Annotated in this window: 13 protein-coding genes; 10 read left to right on the top strand and 3 right to left on the bottom strand. The window is 46.4% G+C overall.

Translation table 11 applies throughout. The features are described 5' to 3' along the window. The first annotated feature begins 118 nt into the window (after positions 1-118). The 7 genes from A4R26_RS15595 (at position 119) to A4R26_RS15565 (ending at position 11,392) form a co-directional block, all read left to right on the top strand. Positions 119-3,766: a SusC/RagA family TonB-linked outer membrane protein gene (locus A4R26_RS15595; protein WP_242674919.1), complete on the top strand. Its 3,648-nt coding sequence runs from the start codon at positions 119-121 to the stop codon at positions 3,764-3,766. Between the two features lie 88 nt (positions 3,767-3,854). Next, positions 3,855-5,318, top strand: a complete 1,464-nt coding sequence (locus A4R26_RS15590; protein WP_081164672.1) for a RagB/SusD family nutrient uptake outer membrane protein — start codon at positions 3,855-3,857, stop codon at positions 5,316-5,318. A 2-nt stretch (positions 5,319-5,320) separates the two neighbouring features. Then, positions 5,321-6,700, top strand: coding sequence for a substrate import-associated zinc metallohydrolase lipoprotein (locus A4R26_RS15585; protein ID WP_081164671.1), 1,380 nt, complete (start codon positions 5,321-5,323; stop codon positions 6,698-6,700). An 11-nt stretch (positions 6,701-6,711) separates the two neighbouring features. Beyond that, positions 6,712-8,028 carry a DUF4302 domain-containing protein gene (locus tag A4R26_RS15580; RefSeq protein ID WP_081164670.1) on the top strand — a complete coding sequence of 439 codons (1,317 nt, stop codon included), beginning with the start codon at positions 6,712-6,714 and terminating at the stop codon, positions 8,026-8,028. A 207-nt stretch (positions 8,029-8,235) separates the two neighbouring features. Next, entirely contained in the window at positions 8,236-9,294 is a 1,059-nt protein-coding gene (locus tag A4R26_RS15575) for a sensor histidine kinase (protein WP_081164669.1), read from the top strand. Next, complete coding sequence (locus A4R26_RS15570) at positions 9,291-10,361, top strand: sensor histidine kinase (protein WP_165760288.1); 1,071 nt, start codon at positions 9,291-9,293, stop codon at positions 10,359-10,361. Before A4R26_RS15575 ends, A4R26_RS15570 begins: the two co-directional genes overlap by 4 nt. A gap of 26 nt (positions 10,362-10,387) precedes the next feature. Further along, positions 10,388-11,392 carry a bile acid:sodium symporter family protein gene (locus tag A4R26_RS15565; protein WP_081164667.1) on the top strand — a complete coding sequence of 335 codons (1,005 nt, stop codon included), beginning with the start codon at positions 10,388-10,390 and terminating at the stop codon, positions 11,390-11,392. Between the two features lie 6 nt (positions 11,393-11,398). Here the strand turns inward: A4R26_RS15565 and A4R26_RS15560 are convergent, their stop codons facing one another. After that, positions 11,399-11,890, bottom strand: coding sequence for a hypothetical protein (locus A4R26_RS15560; RefSeq protein WP_133054694.1), 492 nt, complete (start codon positions 11,888-11,890; stop codon positions 11,399-11,401). Positions 11,891-11,972: 82 nt separating this feature from the next. After that, the gene (locus A4R26_RS15555; RefSeq protein ID WP_081164665.1) at positions 11,973-12,200 is read right to left on the bottom strand and encodes a hypothetical protein; all 228 of its coding nucleotides are present in this window, start codon (positions 12,198-12,200) and stop codon (positions 11,973-11,975) included. 240 nt (positions 12,201-12,440) lie between these two features. Here A4R26_RS15555 and A4R26_RS15550 point away from each other — a divergent pair, with 240 nt between their 5' ends. Both A4R26_RS15550 and A4R26_RS15545 read left to right on the top strand, forming a co-directional pair. Beyond that, positions 12,441-14,888, top strand: coding sequence for a TonB-dependent receptor (locus A4R26_RS15550; RefSeq protein WP_242674918.1), 2,448 nt, complete (start codon positions 12,441-12,443; stop codon positions 14,886-14,888). A gap of 14 nt (positions 14,889-14,902) precedes the next feature. Continuing rightward, the gene (locus A4R26_RS15545; RefSeq protein ID WP_081164664.1) at positions 14,903-16,183 is read left to right on the top strand and encodes a PepSY-associated TM helix domain-containing protein; all 1,281 of its coding nucleotides are present in this window, start codon (positions 14,903-14,905) and stop codon (positions 16,181-16,183) included. A gap of 168 nt (positions 16,184-16,351) precedes the next feature. Here A4R26_RS15545 and A4R26_RS15540 read toward each other — a convergent pair whose 3' ends face one another. After that, positions 16,352-17,197: a CvfB family protein gene (locus A4R26_RS15540; protein WP_081164663.1), complete on the bottom strand. Its 846-nt coding sequence runs from the start codon at positions 17,195-17,197 to the stop codon at positions 16,352-16,354. A 276-nt stretch (positions 17,198-17,473) separates the two neighbouring features. Between A4R26_RS15540 and A4R26_RS15535 the strand changes: the two genes are divergently transcribed. Then, the gene (locus A4R26_RS15535; RefSeq protein WP_081164662.1) at positions 17,474-18,109 is read left to right on the top strand and encodes an RNA polymerase sigma factor; all 636 of its coding nucleotides are present in this window, start codon (positions 17,474-17,476) and stop codon (positions 18,107-18,109) included. The last annotated feature ends 181 nt before the right edge of the window (positions 18,110-18,290 follow it).

Here is an 18,290-nt window from a genome sequence, read left to right as displayed (position 1 = left end):
TCTACATTCAATTAACATTAGGAAAACGTAAAACCCAACTCTCGAAAGTATGAAAATAACTGCTAACGGGTGCGTCCATTATTTGCGCGGACGCCTCCCGGCCAAAACTTTTTTGACTATGAGATTAATCCTATTGTTGACGACCGTAGCCTCACTGCAGTCAAGCGCGGCAGGTTGGGCGCAATACGTTTCGATCAACCTTAAAAATTCCCCGGTAGAAAAGGTTTTTCTCGAAATGCGGCGTCAGACCGGTTACCAGTTCATGTACAACATGCAAATGCTGCACAATGCACACAAGGTTACCATCAACGTCAAAAACGTTCCGCTTGAACAGGCCCTGAAGATCTCCCTTGCGGGCCAGCCATTCACTTACACCATTGTCGACAGTACAGTAGTTATAAAACCGGAAAGAGAACCGGTTACCCCTGCCGTTGCAATGCACGCCAAAACTGCCGTCAACATTACGGTGTCTGGTGTGGTAAAAGGCATCGGCGGCGTACCACTTTCGGGCGTGTCGGTAATGATAAAGGGTACGAGCAGCGGTACGGTAACCGACAACAACGGCCGCTTTGAATTAAGAGGCATACCCGAAACGGCCACCCTGGTGTTCAGCATCGTTGGTTATGCCAATAAAGAAGTGAAACTTACCGCCAGCACTACCGTACTGAACGTACAACTGGTAGAAGCCGAGACCAGGATGCAGGAAGTAGTGGTAACCGGTTATCAGAATGTTGACCGCAAACTGTTCACCGGCGCTACCGGGAAAGTGAACGCCAAAGACGCCGAGCGTAACGGTGTTCCCGATGTATCGCGCATGCTGGAAGGCCAGGTAGCAGGTGTAACCGTACAAAACGTATCGGGTACCTTTGGTGCAGCACCCAAGATCCGCGTGCGCGGCGCCACTTCACTTTCCGGTGAGAACAAACCGCTTTGGGTGGTAGATGGCATCATCCTCGAAGACATTGTGAATATCAGCAACGAGGCGCTTTCATCGGGCGATGCCAATACGCTCATAGGTTCTTCCGTTGCCGGTTTGAACCCCGATGACATTGAATCGTTCACCATCCTGAAAGATGCGGCAGCTACCGCCATGTATGGCGCCCGCGCCATGAACGGCGTAATTGTCGTTAACACCAAAAAAGGTAAGAATACCAACGGTACGCCCCAGATCAACTACTCAGGCACCTTCACCACTTACCTGAAACCAACCTACAAGCAGTTCGACATCATGAACTCCGCCGAACAGTTGGGAGTGTTGCTCGAGCTGGAAAGCAAAGGCTGGTATAATCACAGCTCTATATCACGCACCAAAGACGGTGGCATATTTCATAAGATGTACAACCAGATGTACGAATATGACCCCGCCACCGACTCATACGCACTTAAAAATACAGTAGACGCCAGAATGAATTTCCTCGAGCGTTATGCCGAGTCCAATACCGACTGGTTCGATCTGCTTTTCAAAAATTCACTGTTACAGGAACACTCACTGAGCATGAACTCAGGTTCTGCCAACTCGCAAACCTATTTCAGCACCTCCATGATGAAAGACAACGGGATGACCGTTGGCGATAAGGTAAGCCGTTATACCGTAAAGTTCCGCAACAACTTCAAACTAAGTGAAAAATTCCGCGGCGAAGCCATGGTGAACGGTTCCATAAGAGACCAGCGCACACCGGGCACCCTTACCAGGAACAGCGATCCCGTATATGGCGTTTATTCAAGAGACTTCGATATTAACCCCTACTCCTACGCCCTTAACACCAGCCGTTTAATGACGGCTTATGATGAGAACGGCGCACCTGAGTATTTTGTACGGAACTATGCCCCCTTCAATATTCTCGAAGAGTTGAATAACAACTACCTTACTTTGAAAGGGCTCGATCTGCAGGTGCAGATGGGACTTAAATACAAGATCATTCCGCAACTGGAATACTCAATTGACGGAGCCTACCGGTACGCCAATACCACGCGTCAACACTATGTGAAAGAACAAAGTAACATGGCCGAAAGCTTCCGTGCCGACTATGACGGAACCATTGCAGATAACAACATCAACCTGTACACCGACCCCGATGAGCCTAATTCATTGCCTGTCGTAGTGTTACCCGAAGGTGGTTTCTTCAATACGAAAACTGACCAACTGCGTAACTTTTACTTCAGACAGAACCTCGAATACAACAATAAGTTTGGCGACGACCACCTGTTCAACTTCTTTGGATCGATGGAATTGCGCAGCACCGACCGCCAAACCTCTTCTTATGAAGGTATCGGTTACCAATATGAGAACGGCGGACTGGTAAATCCCAACTACCGTTACTTCAAAAAAATGATCGAAGGCGGCGACGCTTATTTTGGTATGGGAACCGGTAAAGACCGTTTTGCCGCCTTTATGGGACGCGCTGCTTATTCATATGCCGACAAATACAGCATTAATGCAACCGCCCGTTACGACGGCAGTAACAAAATGGGTAAATCGAAAGTGGCCCGCTGGCTTCCTACCTGGAACGTATCGGGTGCATGGCATATCGACCACGAACCATTTTACAGCGACCGTATTGCCAAAGTGATCAGCGGCGCTACCCTGCGCGGTACCTATGGTATGACCGCCAGCATTGGCGACGCACGCAACTCTTCGGCCGTATTTTATAACCAGGTTACTTACCGCCCTTATGATACCGAAAAAGAATCGGGCATTTTCCTCAGCGGAGTTGAGAACTCGGAACTGACCTGGGAAAAAATGTACGAGCTGAACATTGGTACCGACCTGGCCCTGTTCAATAAAATTGACGTTACCATGGACTGGTACAAACGCCGCTCATTCGACCTCATCGGCAGCCTGAACACATCGGGCATTGGCGGCCAGTTTGTAAAAACAGCCAATTATGCCGATATGGCTGCACGCGGTTTTGAATTTACCATTGGCGGCAACCCCATTCAAATGCCACGTAATGGTTTCCGTTGGAGAACACAGTTAAACTTCAGCATTAACAGGAATGAGATCACCAGACTTGAAATAAACCCAACCATCTGGAACAACGCAAAGGCCGAAGGCGGCATGCGCGTAGGGTACGCACAACGCGGCCTGTACTCCATCCCATTTGCGGGCCTCGACCCCAACTATGGTTACCCGGTATATTATACAGCAGAAGGCAAGGGCGCAACTACTCCCTATGTTCGTTTGCAGGATGAAGACAAGAATTACCTCAGGTACCATGGGCCAACCGACCCAACATTTGCCGGTGGTTTCTATAACAGCTTTAGCTGGAAAGGATTCTCACTGTCGGCCCTTGTTACCTATTCAGCCGGTAACTACATCAGGCTGCAACCCACGTTTTCAGCTTCCTATTCCGATATGTACACACTCTCGAACCGCGTGAACGACAGATGGCTGGTTCCAGGTGATGAAACACGCACCAACATCCCATCGCTCATTGGCGTGTACCATTTGGAGAACGGAGTGCTGAATGGAACATCTACCGTTAATGCGAATTACCCGTATAACGCCTACAACTATTCAACACAAGCCGTGGCCAAAGGCGATTTCGTTCGGTTGAAAAGAGTATCGCTCGATTACGAGATCCCCGCCAAACTGCTGAAGAACACAAAAATGAGAACCGCGCACGTGTCGTTGGTGGGTAACAACATTGCCCTGTTGTACTCCGATAAGAACCTGTACGGCGCCGACCCTGAATTCTTCAACAACGGTGGTGTGGCCATGCCTATACCTAAACAATATACAGTGGCTTTGAAAATGGGATTTTAAAAACCAGTTTGTAAGTTTCAGTTAATTCAGCATTCAATAAGCGCACAACTGAATAACCAGGAACAGCAACCAGTAGAACTTTGAAACAATGAAAAAAATATTATCATATACCGCGATACTTCTGGGATTTGCTTCATGCAGCAAATATCTTGAAGAGAACCCCGATAACCGGGCTGAAATAACAACAGTAGACCAGGTGGCCGGCCTGCTGGTTTCGGCCTATCCCGACAGGCATTACCTTTGGAACGAAGAAGCTTCCGACAACTCGGAAGACAGGACAACCAAAATATCGAACGAAGGCCAGCCCTACACCGACCTGTACTTCTGGCGCGACCCCGAAGGCAATGGCAACAGCACCCCTGCCGAATACTGGATAGCAACCTATGAAGCTATTGCTTCAGCCAACTATGCACTGGAAGCTATTGAGAAAAACAATTTCGGAAGCAAAGCCGATACCTATAAAGGCGAAGCCCTTATAGCACGCGCTTATTGCCATCATATGCTGGTAATGCACTTTTCACCGGCTTATGAAATTGGCGGCGCCAACAATGGCATGGGTATCCCATATGTTACCGCACCGGAAACAAAAGTTTTCCAGAAATACGACAGGGGTACCGTAAAGAGCGTTTACGAAAACATCGAAAAAGACCTTACCGATGGATTGAAGCTGCTGAAAGCCGGATCATGGGATGTGCCCAAATACCACTTCAATCCGCAGGCAGCCCATGCATTTGCCGCCCGCTTCTTCCTGTTCAAAGGCGAGTGGGATAAAGTAATTGAACATGTAAACGCCATTTTACCCGAGAATAATTTCTACGACAATCTGCGTCAGTATGCAGGCAACCTGAGCAGTTTATCCGGCACTGAGCACAGGCAGGAATACACGAAAGCCGACAGGCCATTCAACCTGCTGCTGGCAAATACCTATTCAACTTTCCATCGCAGTTCGGGCGCAGGCGCCAATCGCTATGGCTTTGGCGAACAGGTAAAAACCCATTACAATGGAACCACTGTATTTGGCGCTCCTTTCAGGACCGTATTGTTCCACTGGACGGCGCCCAACTACAACCCTGGTAAATTCAACGAGTATTTTTATTACACCAACGTAGCCCAGGGTATTGGATTGCCCTACATCATGATGCCGCTGTTCACCGTTGACGAAGCATTGATGAACCGCGCCGAAGCCTATATTCAAAAAGACGATTTCACGAATGCTATCAATGACCTGAACACTTTTGGCCGCTCGCGTATTGCAAACTTCAACCAGGGCACCCATGGTTTAACTACCGGCAAAGCAATAGCTTTTACCGGAAAAAGCGATACGAAGGAAGCTATGATAGCTGTCCTGCTCGATTCGAAGAAACGGGCTTTTATCTGGGAAGGAATCCGCTGGATGGATATACTCAGGCACAAGCTCACTGTGAGGCATAACCACATCGATGGCATCAGCGGCACCGAAACATTCACCGAATTGCCCCATGGCGATCCCAGAAGGGCATTCCAGTTACCAAAAGAAGCGGCAACCGCAAACTTACCTTTAAATGCAAGATAATTATGACACTAAAGAATATATTCAATATAAGCGTATGCGGCCTGCTGCTTGTTAGCACCTGGTCGTGTAGCAAATCAGACAAGCTCGATGTCGATATGTCGCAATACATTATCGACAACCCAACAGCGAACGACCTCGATAAATGGATAACGGCCAACCTCACCGATCCTTACAACATTCAGTTGCAATACAGGTTTGAAAGAAGTTTGATGGATGTGGCAAAGGATGTATCGCCCGTTAAGCTCGAAAAAGTAAAACCTACTGCCGAGGCCCTCATCAACATCTTTTTGAAAACATATGAAAATGTAGGTGGCGCTACATTTATTAAAACCTATACGCCGAAACAATTCGTGCTGTACGGCTCCCCTGCTTATAACTCGAATGGTTCTATAACCCTGGGTACAGCCGATGGGGGCCGACGCGTGGTACTCTATGAACTCAACGATCTTAACTTCAACGATCCGGCTCAGGTAAGCCGTAAAATGCGTACCATTCACCACGAGTTTACACACATCCTTAACCAGATCATCAGCATTCCACCCGATTATCAGGAGGTAACCAAAAGCGATTATTATGCAGACTGGACCAATACCACCAATACGGAAGATACGGCCAAAAAACTGGGCTATGTTTCACGATATGCCAGAAGCGCATATACCGAAGATTTTGCCGAAATGGTAGCGCACCTGCTTATTGAAGGCCAGTTGTGGTTCGATACCTATGCAAAAAGCGCCGGCACAGCAGGACAGGCTAAATTGAAAAAGAAGGAAGCCATTGTAGTTGATTACTTCAGGCAGTACTTCAACATCAACTTTCGCCAGTTGCAATATGAAGTAGGTAAAGTATTACGCGATACGTACAACGATAAAACCCGGGGCTTTACCTATGCCATGCAAAACGGCATGCTGGCAAACCCGCTGGTGATCAACTTTACCGATGGCACGCACTACGCAGAGTTTGGCCAGTCGGCAAAATTCAAAGCTATCTGGGATCAATGCAAAACCCTGCTGTTTACCAATGGCGGCCGCACGCCGGTTTACTTTAATGTAGTGTGGTTGTCTAAAACAAGAATACAGTTGCAAATGAATTATGTGAACAGCAGCAACACCGCCCTGGTGGCCTGGTACGATTTCGATTTCACCATCAACAGCAGCGGCGACATTACGTTCACTTATTTCGATAACCCAAGTACCGAAACGCCCTATGCCAATGGCAGGAACGCACAGGTACTGGCCGGCTTTACCCCGCTGATCAATTACCTAACCGGTAATACTTTCACCGGCGACTGGATGCCGGTGACCGAAGGTGGCAACTATTATTTGAAGTTTGGCGGTTTCTATGTAAAAAGCGACCCCACCAGTTACTTCTATGGTAAATTTTAAACCAAACTAACATGAAAAAACTGCTATATATACTTTCCGCAGCAATTCTGTTCACCGCCTGCAAAAAAGACACGGCAAAGATCTTTGACGAAACACCTGAAGAAAGGATGTCGGCCCGCATCGATGAGCTCAAAACGGCGCTGGTTGGCAGTGAGCACGGCTGGACAGCCTTCCTTTCCACCACAGGCAGCGGCGGCTATGGCTTCTATATGGATTTCGAACCATCACAATCATTAGTAATGGTAGCCGATCTGAATGATGAATCGGCCACGAATGCCAACACTTCCACCTTTCGTATAAAATGGGTAATGAACGCCACGCTCATTTTTGATACGTATAATTACATTACCATGTTGCAAGACCCTGTGCCTTCTGTTTATGGCGGCGTGGCGGGCTCAGGCATGAAAAGCGATGTGGAATTTGAGTTTATACGCATGAACGGCGATACCATTGTAATGAAAGGCTTCAAGTATAAGAACGATCTTATTCTTGTAAAAGCAACAGCCGTGCAAAAGACCCGCTACCTCAGCAGTGCGTTCAAAGCCAACATAGACGACATTACCAGTTTCTTTGTAACCAAACAGAACAACTATTTCAACATAAATGGCATCACCAACCAGATAGAGTTCGTGCTCGACAAAAGCGGTAAAACGGCCAAATTCCAGTACCTCAATGACAATGGGAATGTAACTCAGACCACTGCCAAATACAGTTATGTAGACGATGGCATCCTGTTCGATGATGGCTTTACTGTTAACGGCGTTGTTTTCATCAGAGGAAAAATTGAAAATGGCGAATTCGTATTATATGCTGCCGATGGCACGAAATATACATTAAAGCAAAATGCCATCCCCGTTCTTCCCATGCCTTTGCTGTTCGCTTACAATGGCACTTACAGGGAGCTTTATATAGGCAGCAACCTGCCGGCAGGCGTAACCTCGGGCTTCAATACCGCTTACAACGGCTGTGTGGCAAAATTTGCGGCCATGAGCCCCAAACGAACGCTGGTTGACGTAAGGTTCGTACTTACCAATTCGACAACAGCCACGGTGATCACCCGCAACAATAATGGCACTTCGACCTTTATTGCCAACGCCACCTTCCAGTACGTTTATAACAACGGCATTATTACTTTGAGCAACCCAACATACGATGGTAACTGGACGGCCCGCACTGCCCAACTGATAGATATTCAGAATTACTTTGCAACCGGTGGGCCATTCAAAGTCGACTACGTTCAAAGCACCAACCCGGGCGTAACCAACCTGGGCGGTTTATACCGGGTGTCAGATAACACGTCGTTCTTTTACGGCACGCTAAGAAAATAAACGGCATTGTCCTGTTTCAAAAACCCATTCCCCTGCGGGGGATGGGTTTTGTTGTTTTAAGGCCCGGCGGAAAAAGCCATTCCGCAGCCTGTTTACGCACACAACTCACCCCTGGTTTTAAACAATTCATACAGCCAAAACCGCAACCAGACTTCCCGCTACGCAACAACAGGTATTTGGAAGTAACTTGTATCACGAGCGGAAAGCATGAAATGGAAACTACCTCAATATAGTGGCAGGGATTACCTGGTGATGTCGTTTTTTGTTGGCCCTTTTACCATCGGCGTCAACAGCCTTATGCTGGGCGCTCTTTACTTTACCGATTACAGGGTATTTCTTACAGCAACAGCTGCCGCCGCCCTTATTTATGCAACCGGTTTTACCACCTGCAGCGCCGTTGGCGTTTTCTTAAAACGCTTTTTTACAGGCGAAGAAGGGATCGGCCTTCGATTACTGGTAATGGTATTTCTGTTCCTTATCATAATCGTTCTCTTCCTCGAGCTGTTGTTCCATGGCTATAAATACATTCCCTTTTTTCAATACACCTTCAACAATACGGCCTTTGTATGGAGCCTGCTGGGTACCGGCATCAGCGCCATCTTTATCACCTTCCTGCTGGAAGGTATAGCCCGGTATGAGATCTGGAAGAATAAAATGAAAGAGAGTGAACAGTTGAGCAGGGCCAACCGCCAGAGCCGGTTACAGGGCCTGAAAAGCCAGGTGAACCCACACTTCCTGTTCAACAGCCTGAACTCGCTCAGCAGCCTTATACATGAAGATGAAGAAAAAGCTGAAAAGTTCCTCGATGAAATGAGCAAAGTATACCGGTACATGCTGCGCAATGACGATGACGAACTGGTAATGCTTATCACGGAACTGAATTTCGTTCGCTCCTATTACTACCTGTTGAAAACAAGGTACGGCGATGGTTTGCAGATCACGATCAATATCAGTCCGGCAGATTACGACAAATGGCTGCCGCCGCTTACGCTGCAAACCATTATCGAAAATGCCTTTACCCAGAATGTAATGACCAAAGACCAGCCGTTGCACATCCAGATCGCAAAATCGGCAGATGGCATCGTAGTGTGCAATAATGTACAACCGAAACTGATCAGTCAGAAAACCGATATAGAATCGGGGATCGATAACCTGGTAACCCGCTATTCCCTGCTGCATCAGTCGCGCATCGTAATAGAAGACAGCCATACCGAACGCGTAATCTATCTTCCTTTGTTTACATGCAAAACGGGAGGCTGCGCATGAGATTACGGGCTATCCCCAAACTAAAGGTGTATTCGTTTCTGTTCTCCATGCCCATCATTGATATTGCGGTGAACCAGATCCTGTACAAAGAACGGTTGTGGTGGGAATGGCAGATCTGGGCCATTTCGTTTCCCCTCATTTTTTTGCTGGGATTTTTTGCCTGGTACGCGCGCATCTCCGTTTCGGCAAAAGCGGAAAAAAAATATCCCGAGCTGAACCAGACATTAAAAAGGCTGCGCTACAAAATGCTGATCTGTTGTATGTCGATGGTGAGCACGGTGCTGGTGATCATTACCATTTACAGCCTGCTTCATATTGAAGGGTATTCATTCAATCTTTCCGACGTATGGCAGGGAGCGGTGTTATCGCTTTGCGTGAATATCGTTTTTGAAATGCTGTACGACGCCGATTATGCCATTACCAAATACAAGGAAGTGGAGGAAGAAAAAGAAATGCTGCGGCAGCTGTCGTTCCGCGAAGAATTCGACTCGCTCAAAAACCAGGTGAACCCGCATTTCCTTTTCAATTGCTTCAATACACTTTCGTCGCTAATTCGTGAAGACAAAGACACAGCCGATCTGTTCCTGAACGAACTGAGCAAAGTTTACAGGTACCTGCTGAAGAACAATGAAGAAGGGCTTAGCACCGTAGCCAACGAGATCCGTTTTGTACACTCCTACTTCCGCCTGCTGCAAACGCGTTACGGCGAAGCCATCAAACTGCGGGTAACCACAGTTCCGCGGTATGATGCGTTCCTTTTGCCATCCCTTACGTTGCAACTGCTTATTGAAAATGCCGTAAAACATAATATCCTTGCCCGCTCAATGCCCCTTGAAATAGAGATCTACACCCGCGATGACCTACAACTGGTAGTACGGAATAATCTGCAACGCCGCACCGTAAAAGTACCCGGCACCAGGATCGGGCTGCGCAATATTCGCATGAAATATGAGCTGCTGCAACAGGATGGTTTTGCCATTATACAGGATGAAAGCAGTTTTATGGTAACACTTCCCCTGCTGCCGCCGCAACTAGCCGACGAAAGAACGCTGGGATTAACCAAATAAACAGGGATCAGTATCTTGCAGCCTGTATGGCAAACAAAATAGCACAATTGTCAGGCAGGTTGGGGTTCGACTGGTTCATTCTCTCCATTATTGGGGTAATTATTCTTGCATCGCAGTATCCCGGTCCGGGTATTGCCGAAGGGCCCTTTTCCATATCGTGGCTGGCCAACATCGGCGTTTCGCTCATCTTCTTTTTTTATGGATTGAAGCTGAACAGAAATAAGCTGGTAGCAGGTTTAAGCAACTGGCGTTTGCACATACTGGTGCAGGCGGGCACTTTTATCCTGTTCCCATTGTTGCTACTGGTATTGAAACCATTGCTTAACAGCGGGGAAACGCAGGTATTATGGTTAGGCAGTTTTTTCCTTGCAGCGTTGCCTTCAACTGTTTCTTCGTCGGTAGTGATGGTATCCATTGCACATGGCAATATCCCCGGCGCTATTTTCAATGCCAGCATTTCGAGCCTGATGGGTATTTTCATAACGCCCGCATGGATGGCACTGGCAACCGGCGGCGATCACGACCATATCGACATGAGCGATGTAGTTAAGAAATTACTCTTTCAGATCTTATTACCGGTAGTGGTGGGGTTGTTACTGAACCCTACCCGTTTGGGTAAGCTTGCGGAGAAGTACAACAAACAATTAAAATACTTCGATCAACTGACCATACTCGCTATCGTATACACGGCATTCAGCGATTCGTTCGATCAGCACATGTTCAGCACACTTGATATAACGGAGTTATTCTTACTGGGCGCCTGTTTGCTGGGTTTGTTCTTCGTTGCCTATTTTCTTATTGGAAGTATTGCGAGGTTATTACATTTCAACCGGGAAGACGCCATTACGGCTACGTTCTGCGGCTCAAAGAAATCATTGATCCATGGAACGGTAATGGCAAAGGTGATCTTTATGGGCAGTCCGCTCATGGGTATATTGTTACTGCCTATAATGTTGTACCATGCCTTGCAGCTGATTGCGGTAAGCATTATAGCGCAAGGCATGGCACGTAAATATAAAACGGGATCGTAAATAATATCAGGCAACCTGGGGAACGCCAGCTTTTTTCTCCCTTAATTCGCTGATGAAGCCAATCAGGATCAATAAACCGAGAATGGCCCAGCCAATGCCCCAGTATAATCCGCTTTTAGAACTGTTCTTTTCTTTTTCGGCCGTTAATTTACTTGCAGGATTTACACAGCTAACGGAGGGATTGCCTTTCAGGTAATACACTTCGAGGTTTTGCGTGGTTGGCAACTGGGAAAAGGTGTGCTCACCGGTATAAGATCTGCCATCGACCTGGTAGTCGTATTTAAACTCATAGGTCTTTACAGGAACTTTCATGATCTTTATGGTAACTTCTTTGTACTCATCCTGAAGCTGGGCGGTAACTTTTGATTTGTCGGCCAGCATAGATTCATACCGGGCGATGGCGTCTTTGTCGCCACCTTTCATATAATCTGAGAAACAGCCTTTTGACAGGAAAACACAGACGAGGATCGCTATTACAGCGGAGATTTTGTTTTTCATTGATAGGGTCGGTTAAGATGGGAAGAACGTAGGGGTGGGTTGATTTATTATTATTCCCTTATTTTTTATTACAAGGAAAACATTACTGCTTCTTAAACCCCTCGGATATGCCCGCCTTATCGATATTCAGCTTTGAATACATGTAAGATGGCAATTTTTTATCAGCCTCTTCCAATTTTTGCAATCCTGCCAGGCGGTCTTCTTTTTTATCGAGATAATAAATATAATTCAGGAAAAGGTAGTGCATGCGTAACCGGTTGAGATCATCCAGCTCGTTATCGGCAATAAATGAAAGTACATCCTTTTCCATTTGAGTACGGTCTTTGGCTTCAGCGAAGGCCCTGCCCAGCCGGCTAACAGGCGTTACAACCTGCTAAACCAGCTAAACTCCCCAATCAGCTGAGTAAATTTTCCGTATTACATAAACGCATTTCCCGAAAGCGTAAATAATACAGTTATTCTTCAAATTAGTTTTGCCGGCGAAACCAAAACGCTTAGGCACATTTAGTTTCAACTGTTAAAAATCATTCACAAGCAACTCATTACCACTATGACGCGTTTTCAAAAGCAATACAGTATCCCGTTCGCCGCTGTATTCAGTGTTTTTTTGTGTCTCTTTCTTTCCATGAACCTTTCAGCCCAGGTAAACACGTCGAAAGGCGTTATCTCGGGTCAGGTCTTTACGGTAGATGATGAACCAGCGGAAGCAGTAGCTGTAAAAATTACCGGTACCCTAGAAAAACTAACCCTTACTTCTGAAACAGGTTTTTACATTTTCAAAAACCTGCCTGCCGGCACCTATCATGTCGACATATCAGTAAAAGGATATAAAACGATCGACACAACAATAACTGTGTCAGAAAATGGCAAACAGAATATTTCTTTCAAACTGGAATTATCCGATGCCCAAATGGATGAAGTGATCGTAAACTCCAGCGGCCGCTATAAAGTTGACCGTGGCTCTTCATCACTCCGGTTACCGGGTACCATACTCGAAACGCCGCAAAATATACAGGTGATCAGCAAACGCACCCTCGCCGATCAGCAAACATTCGATATCGTTGACGGTATTACCCGCAATGTAAGCGGCGTATCGCGCATGGGTCACTGGGATAACCAGTATGCCAACATTCGCATGCGCGGCTCGAAGATCCCCGCTTTCCGCAATGGAATGAACATTGAAGCCAGTTGGGGACCTACTGCTGAAGACGCCTCCATGATCGAAAACATTGAATTCGTAAAAGGTCCGGCCGGTTTTATGCTGGCTGCCGGTGAGCCCGGCGGTTTTTATAACGTAGTAACCAAAAAGCCTACCGGCCGCAACCACCAGTCGGTGAGCCTGAGCGCCGGAAGTTTCAGCACTTACCGCGCTGCCGTTGACCTCGATGGCAAACTCACCAAAGATGGCCGTTTGTTGTACCGCCTTAACCTGGCAGGTCAGCAAAAAGACTATCACACCAAATTCAACTTCAATAACCGCGTAGTGATTGCGCCGGTAATAAAATACCAGATCGACGACAAAACTTCGGTTACTTTTGAATATAGCTACCAATCGATAAAATACCTCGCCAACGGCAACTACATGTTCAGCAAGGTAAAACTGGCCGATGAAAACGTAAAGAACGATTTCTTTTATGCCGATCCTTCTTTACCGCCCAATAAGATCAGGGACCATAGCGTATACGTATACCTCGATCACCAGATCAATGACCGCTGGAAGGCACATGCGCAGGTTGCTTATTTCAACTTCGCTATGTTATCGGGCAGTATGTGGCCTTCTACCCTCGACTCAGCAGGTAACATGACCCGTTATTACAATATCGGTGACGAAGCCGGCGAAAACCGCTTTGCCCAGTTCTCGTTCAGCGGCGAAGAGTATACCGGCAGCATCCGCCACCGTATTCTCGCCGGCGGTGACTTCGGTAACAAAAAGTTCTGGGGCGATTTCCGCTCAGGTAATCCCAACGTTCGTTTTGCCGGTGGAAGAGTATTTAACATCTATGATCCCATTTACGGGCTACCCGTGGATTCTATCCCCGTGTTCGACCGTTCTAAAAACATTCGCACCCACGCCGGTTCTACCGCATATGCTACGTATACCAATTACGGCTCTGCCTATGTTCAGGATGAACTGGGCTTCTTCGACAGCAAATTACGTGTGTCGCTTGGCCTGCGTTTCACTTATGCCGAAACCGTTGGTAAAACAAACGCTGCCGATATAAAAAACCAGGTATGGTCGCCCCGCGCCGGTATCAGCTACTCGATCGATAAACAAACTTCAGTATATGCGTTGTACGACCAGTCGTTTGTGCCAGTATCCGGTACCGACTTCTTCGGCAATGCGTTCAAACCAATCAAAGGAAACGACATCGAGTTCGGTGTGAAGAAAGAATGGTTCGGCGGCCGTTGGGCAAGCGGTGTGAGCGTTTACCAGATCGACCGGGTAAACTCACTTACCCCCGATACCGATCCCACTCACGTGAACGGCACCACTACCTTCCAGGTACAGCTTGGCGAAACCCGTACAAAAGGAGTTGAAGTTGACCTGAATGGTGAAGTGGTAAAAGGCCTGAACCTGATCCTGAACTACGCATATACCGATTCAAAGATCACTAAAGAATCACCAGACCAGCCAACCAAAACAGTTGGTAACGTTACACCGAATACAAATGCCCATATTACCAACGGCTGGCTTACCTACCGTTTCGGCGCTGGCGCCCTCAAAGGTTTTGGCTTAAATGGCGGTGTTCAATGGCTTGCCGAGCGTTATGTGGGAACCACCCAAACAGCAAACATGCCCAATTATTTCCGTGCCGATGGTGGTGTTTCTTACCAAAGAAGCAGGTTCAGCATTTCGATGCTGGTGAACAACCTGCTCGATAACCGGAAATTATTGACAGCAGCTACGCTTGCTGCTTCTTCGGCTAATACCAGTTTCTATACGTATATAGTAGAAGCCCGCCGTAACATGAGAATGACCTTCACCTATAAATTCTAGCCATATACAGCAACATGAGCAACCAATCAACCTCCATGGCAGCAAAGAGCAATGCGCGCAAAAAAAGCGGCAAAAGCCTGTTTCGTAGAATTAACGACTGGTTGCACCTGTGGCTGGGTTTGGCTTCCGGACTGATAGTTTTCATTCTCGGCATTACCGGCTGTATTTATTGTTTTCAAAAAGAGATCACCAGCCTTACACAACCGTATCAGTTTGTAAAAACAGAAGATAAACCCTATATAACTCCTTCCGCGCTTAAAAAGATCGCCGAACAGCAACAGTTCGGCGATAAAGCCGGAAAGCCCGGTTCGGTAATCAATGGGATCCAGTATCCCGGCCGCGGTAAAGCAGCCATTGCTTCGTACCGCGACAAAAAAACGGGTTTCATGATGATCTACATGAACCCCTATTCCGGTGAAATACTAAAAGTAAAGGAGCTGGAAAAAGATTTCTTCCGAATCATACTCGCAGGCCACTTCAACCTGTGGCTGCCGCGCCAGGTAGGCCAGCAGATCATCTGCTGGGCAACAGGCATTTTTGTAATACTACTGATCAGCGGGCTGATCATGTGGTGGCCAAAGAACCTGCGCAAAGCGAATGTCGACAAGAGCTTTAAGGTTAAATGGAAGGCATCTTTCAAACGCGTGAACTACGACCTGCACAATGTGCTGGGATTTTATGTGCTCATTGGCGCACTCATAATTGCCATTACCGGTTTGTACTTCGGTTGGAAATGGGTGCCCAAAAGCATTTACCGGATAGCTTCGGGTGGTAAAACAATGCCCGAAAGAAGAGGCCAGGTATTTTCCGACACAACAAATATTCCACCGCAAACAGCCCTGTATTCTTCTGAAGACCGCGTATGGGCCAACCTGAACCAGGAATACAAAGGGAGAGGCAGTCTGTCCATTACTTTTCCGCAAAAACAAAGTGATGCCATCACTACTACTTACAATCCCGGTGAAGGAACGTTTTACAAAAGCCATACTCGCTACTTTGACCAGTACACGACAAAGGAGATAAAAGGTAAAACGCTGTTCAGCAAAAAATACGAAGAATCAAGCGGGGCCGACAAACTGGTTCGCATGAACTATGATATACATATTGGCGCAATTGGCGGTTTTGCCGGCAAATGCATTGCCTTCCTGATCAGTCTTATCGCGGGCAGCTTCCCCGTTACCGGTTTTATTATCTGGTGGGGAAAGCGGAAAAAAGGCAAGGTCAGGGCCAAACCTAAACGGGCAGCCAAACTAATGGTGGTTGAAAGGCTGGAGGAGGCTAATGTGATAATGTGATAATGGAATACACTTTATTTTAGGGACTCGGAACTAATAGCAGAAAGTATAACATTTACAGTTCATAGTTCACAGTTCATAGTTCATAGTTCATAGTTCACAGTTCACAGTTTATAGTTCACAGTTTACGGTTAAAGACATATAAAGGCCGGGGCTATTGCTCCGGCTTTATTCTTCTACCAACTTTATTCCCGTTTGGGTAAAAATGATCTTTTTGCTTTTGTATAAATTGCCGGTAGTCATTTTGAAGGTCTTTTTACTCATACCGAAAAAGGAATAAATATCTTCGGGATCCGACTTATCGTTATAAGGAAGATAACCGTTGTTCTCCTGCAGCAATCGCAGTACTTTACCGGCTTCATCTTCCACCCGCTGGTACCCTACTTTTCCAATACCAACGTCTATTTTGTTTTCTTCCCTGATATTCTTGATATAACCTTTCAACCTGTCGCCAACCCCTATCTCCTGGAAGATATCGTTGAAATGCAGTACGCCGGTGTGCTGGTTGTTGATGATGACAGTATAGCCTATGTCGGTACGGCGGTAAACGAGCAGGTCGACCGGTTCCAGCTCCTTCACCGTCAGGTGTTCATTATTTAAAAAGGGTTCTATTTTTTCAGTAGCGGCTACCCGGCCGGTTTGTTCATCGAGGTAAATTTTTACGATGTAATACCCTCCTACCCGCATGCCCATCAGTTGTTTTGATTTGGGCACAAACAGGTCTTTCATAAGGCCCCAATCCATAAAAGCGCCCTGGTTGGTAACGGATACGGCCTGGAGGTTTACGATATCGCCAACGATGCCTATGGGTTGCTGGGTAGTGGCTATCAACCGGTTTTCGGAATCATGATAAACAAACACTTTCAACATATCGCCTACCTCTACTCCTTTGGGTATAAATCGTTTAGGCAGCAGCACCACATCTTTATCCTCGCCGAGGTACATTCCAAAATCGAATGCCCGTGCCACGCGTAACGTATTGAATTCCCCAACTTTGATCCTGCTGTTTGCCATTTACCGGTATTTTTGCAAAGAACGATAAAAAAGGGGAAGCTGAAAAGCTTATTACTGCCGATAAGCTGCCATATCAAAATATTAAATAATAACCGGTTACAAATAGATCAAATAACTATTTACACTTACTTACAATCGTTCGTTCTTATTCGGGTATTTTTTTTACATTGCAGCCTCTTTCTGCTAAGGATCGTGTCATTTCCAACAAGCTCACTTAAGTAAACCTAAGAACGGGTTCTTCCGTTCCATGCCTTATATTGTTAAACCCATTAAGTTATGGAAGAAAAAGAAGTAATTAAAGGCTTACGCGATCACAATCCGGCTGCTTTACGGGAAATTCTGAAATTGTACAAAGATCAGGTCCTGCTTACGATTGCCGGGAGATACCACAATTTCACTAAAGCCGAAATAGAAGATATCATCACCGATACTTTTAAGGATGTGTGGCTTACAAAGCCGGAATTCAAATCTCTCATAAACGTACGCCGGTATTTGTACAGGACAGCGCTCAATAAAAGCAATACACTTGTAAGGCATCAGCAATTCCTCGCCAGAAGAGACAAAGAGCTGGCTTATATGTATGACAATCAGCAGGAAACGCTTGACGTGAAACGAAGAAGGGAATACGCCATCAATTATGTGATCTCCCATTTCCCGAAACTACCCGCTCGTAGCCGCCAGGTGTTGAACCTTATGATTGAAGAAAAACTATCGGATGAAGAAATTGCCGACAGATTGAAGATCAGTATTAATAGTGTTCACCAGGCAAGAAAGCGGGGTATTCAAAAACTTAAAGAAATGCTGGGCAACAGCATGCCGGATGACCCTAACGCGCTTACTTATCTCCTTATCTTTTTAATTCAACTTAATTCAACTGGTTTAAAATCAGACATGTACCCTTTGCTTTTTTGATTTTTAAACAATTTTTATAAAAATCTATAAAAAAGTGTCAGAAATGTGCCGGCTGTTTGTAATAGCAAAAAGGACATAGATTTTACAGCAGAAAGATCTTATCCTCAACAACCTTTATCCCGCATTATCCTATAAATACCAACCACCAGATTTCCGAATAATTAATATTCGTTTACTAAAC

Source organism: Niastella populi (assembly GCF_002078015.1).
Lineage (GTDB): Bacteria > Bacteroidota > Bacteroidia > Chitinophagales > Chitinophagaceae > Niastella > Niastella populi.
This window is presented reverse-complemented; position numbering and strand designations above follow the sequence as displayed.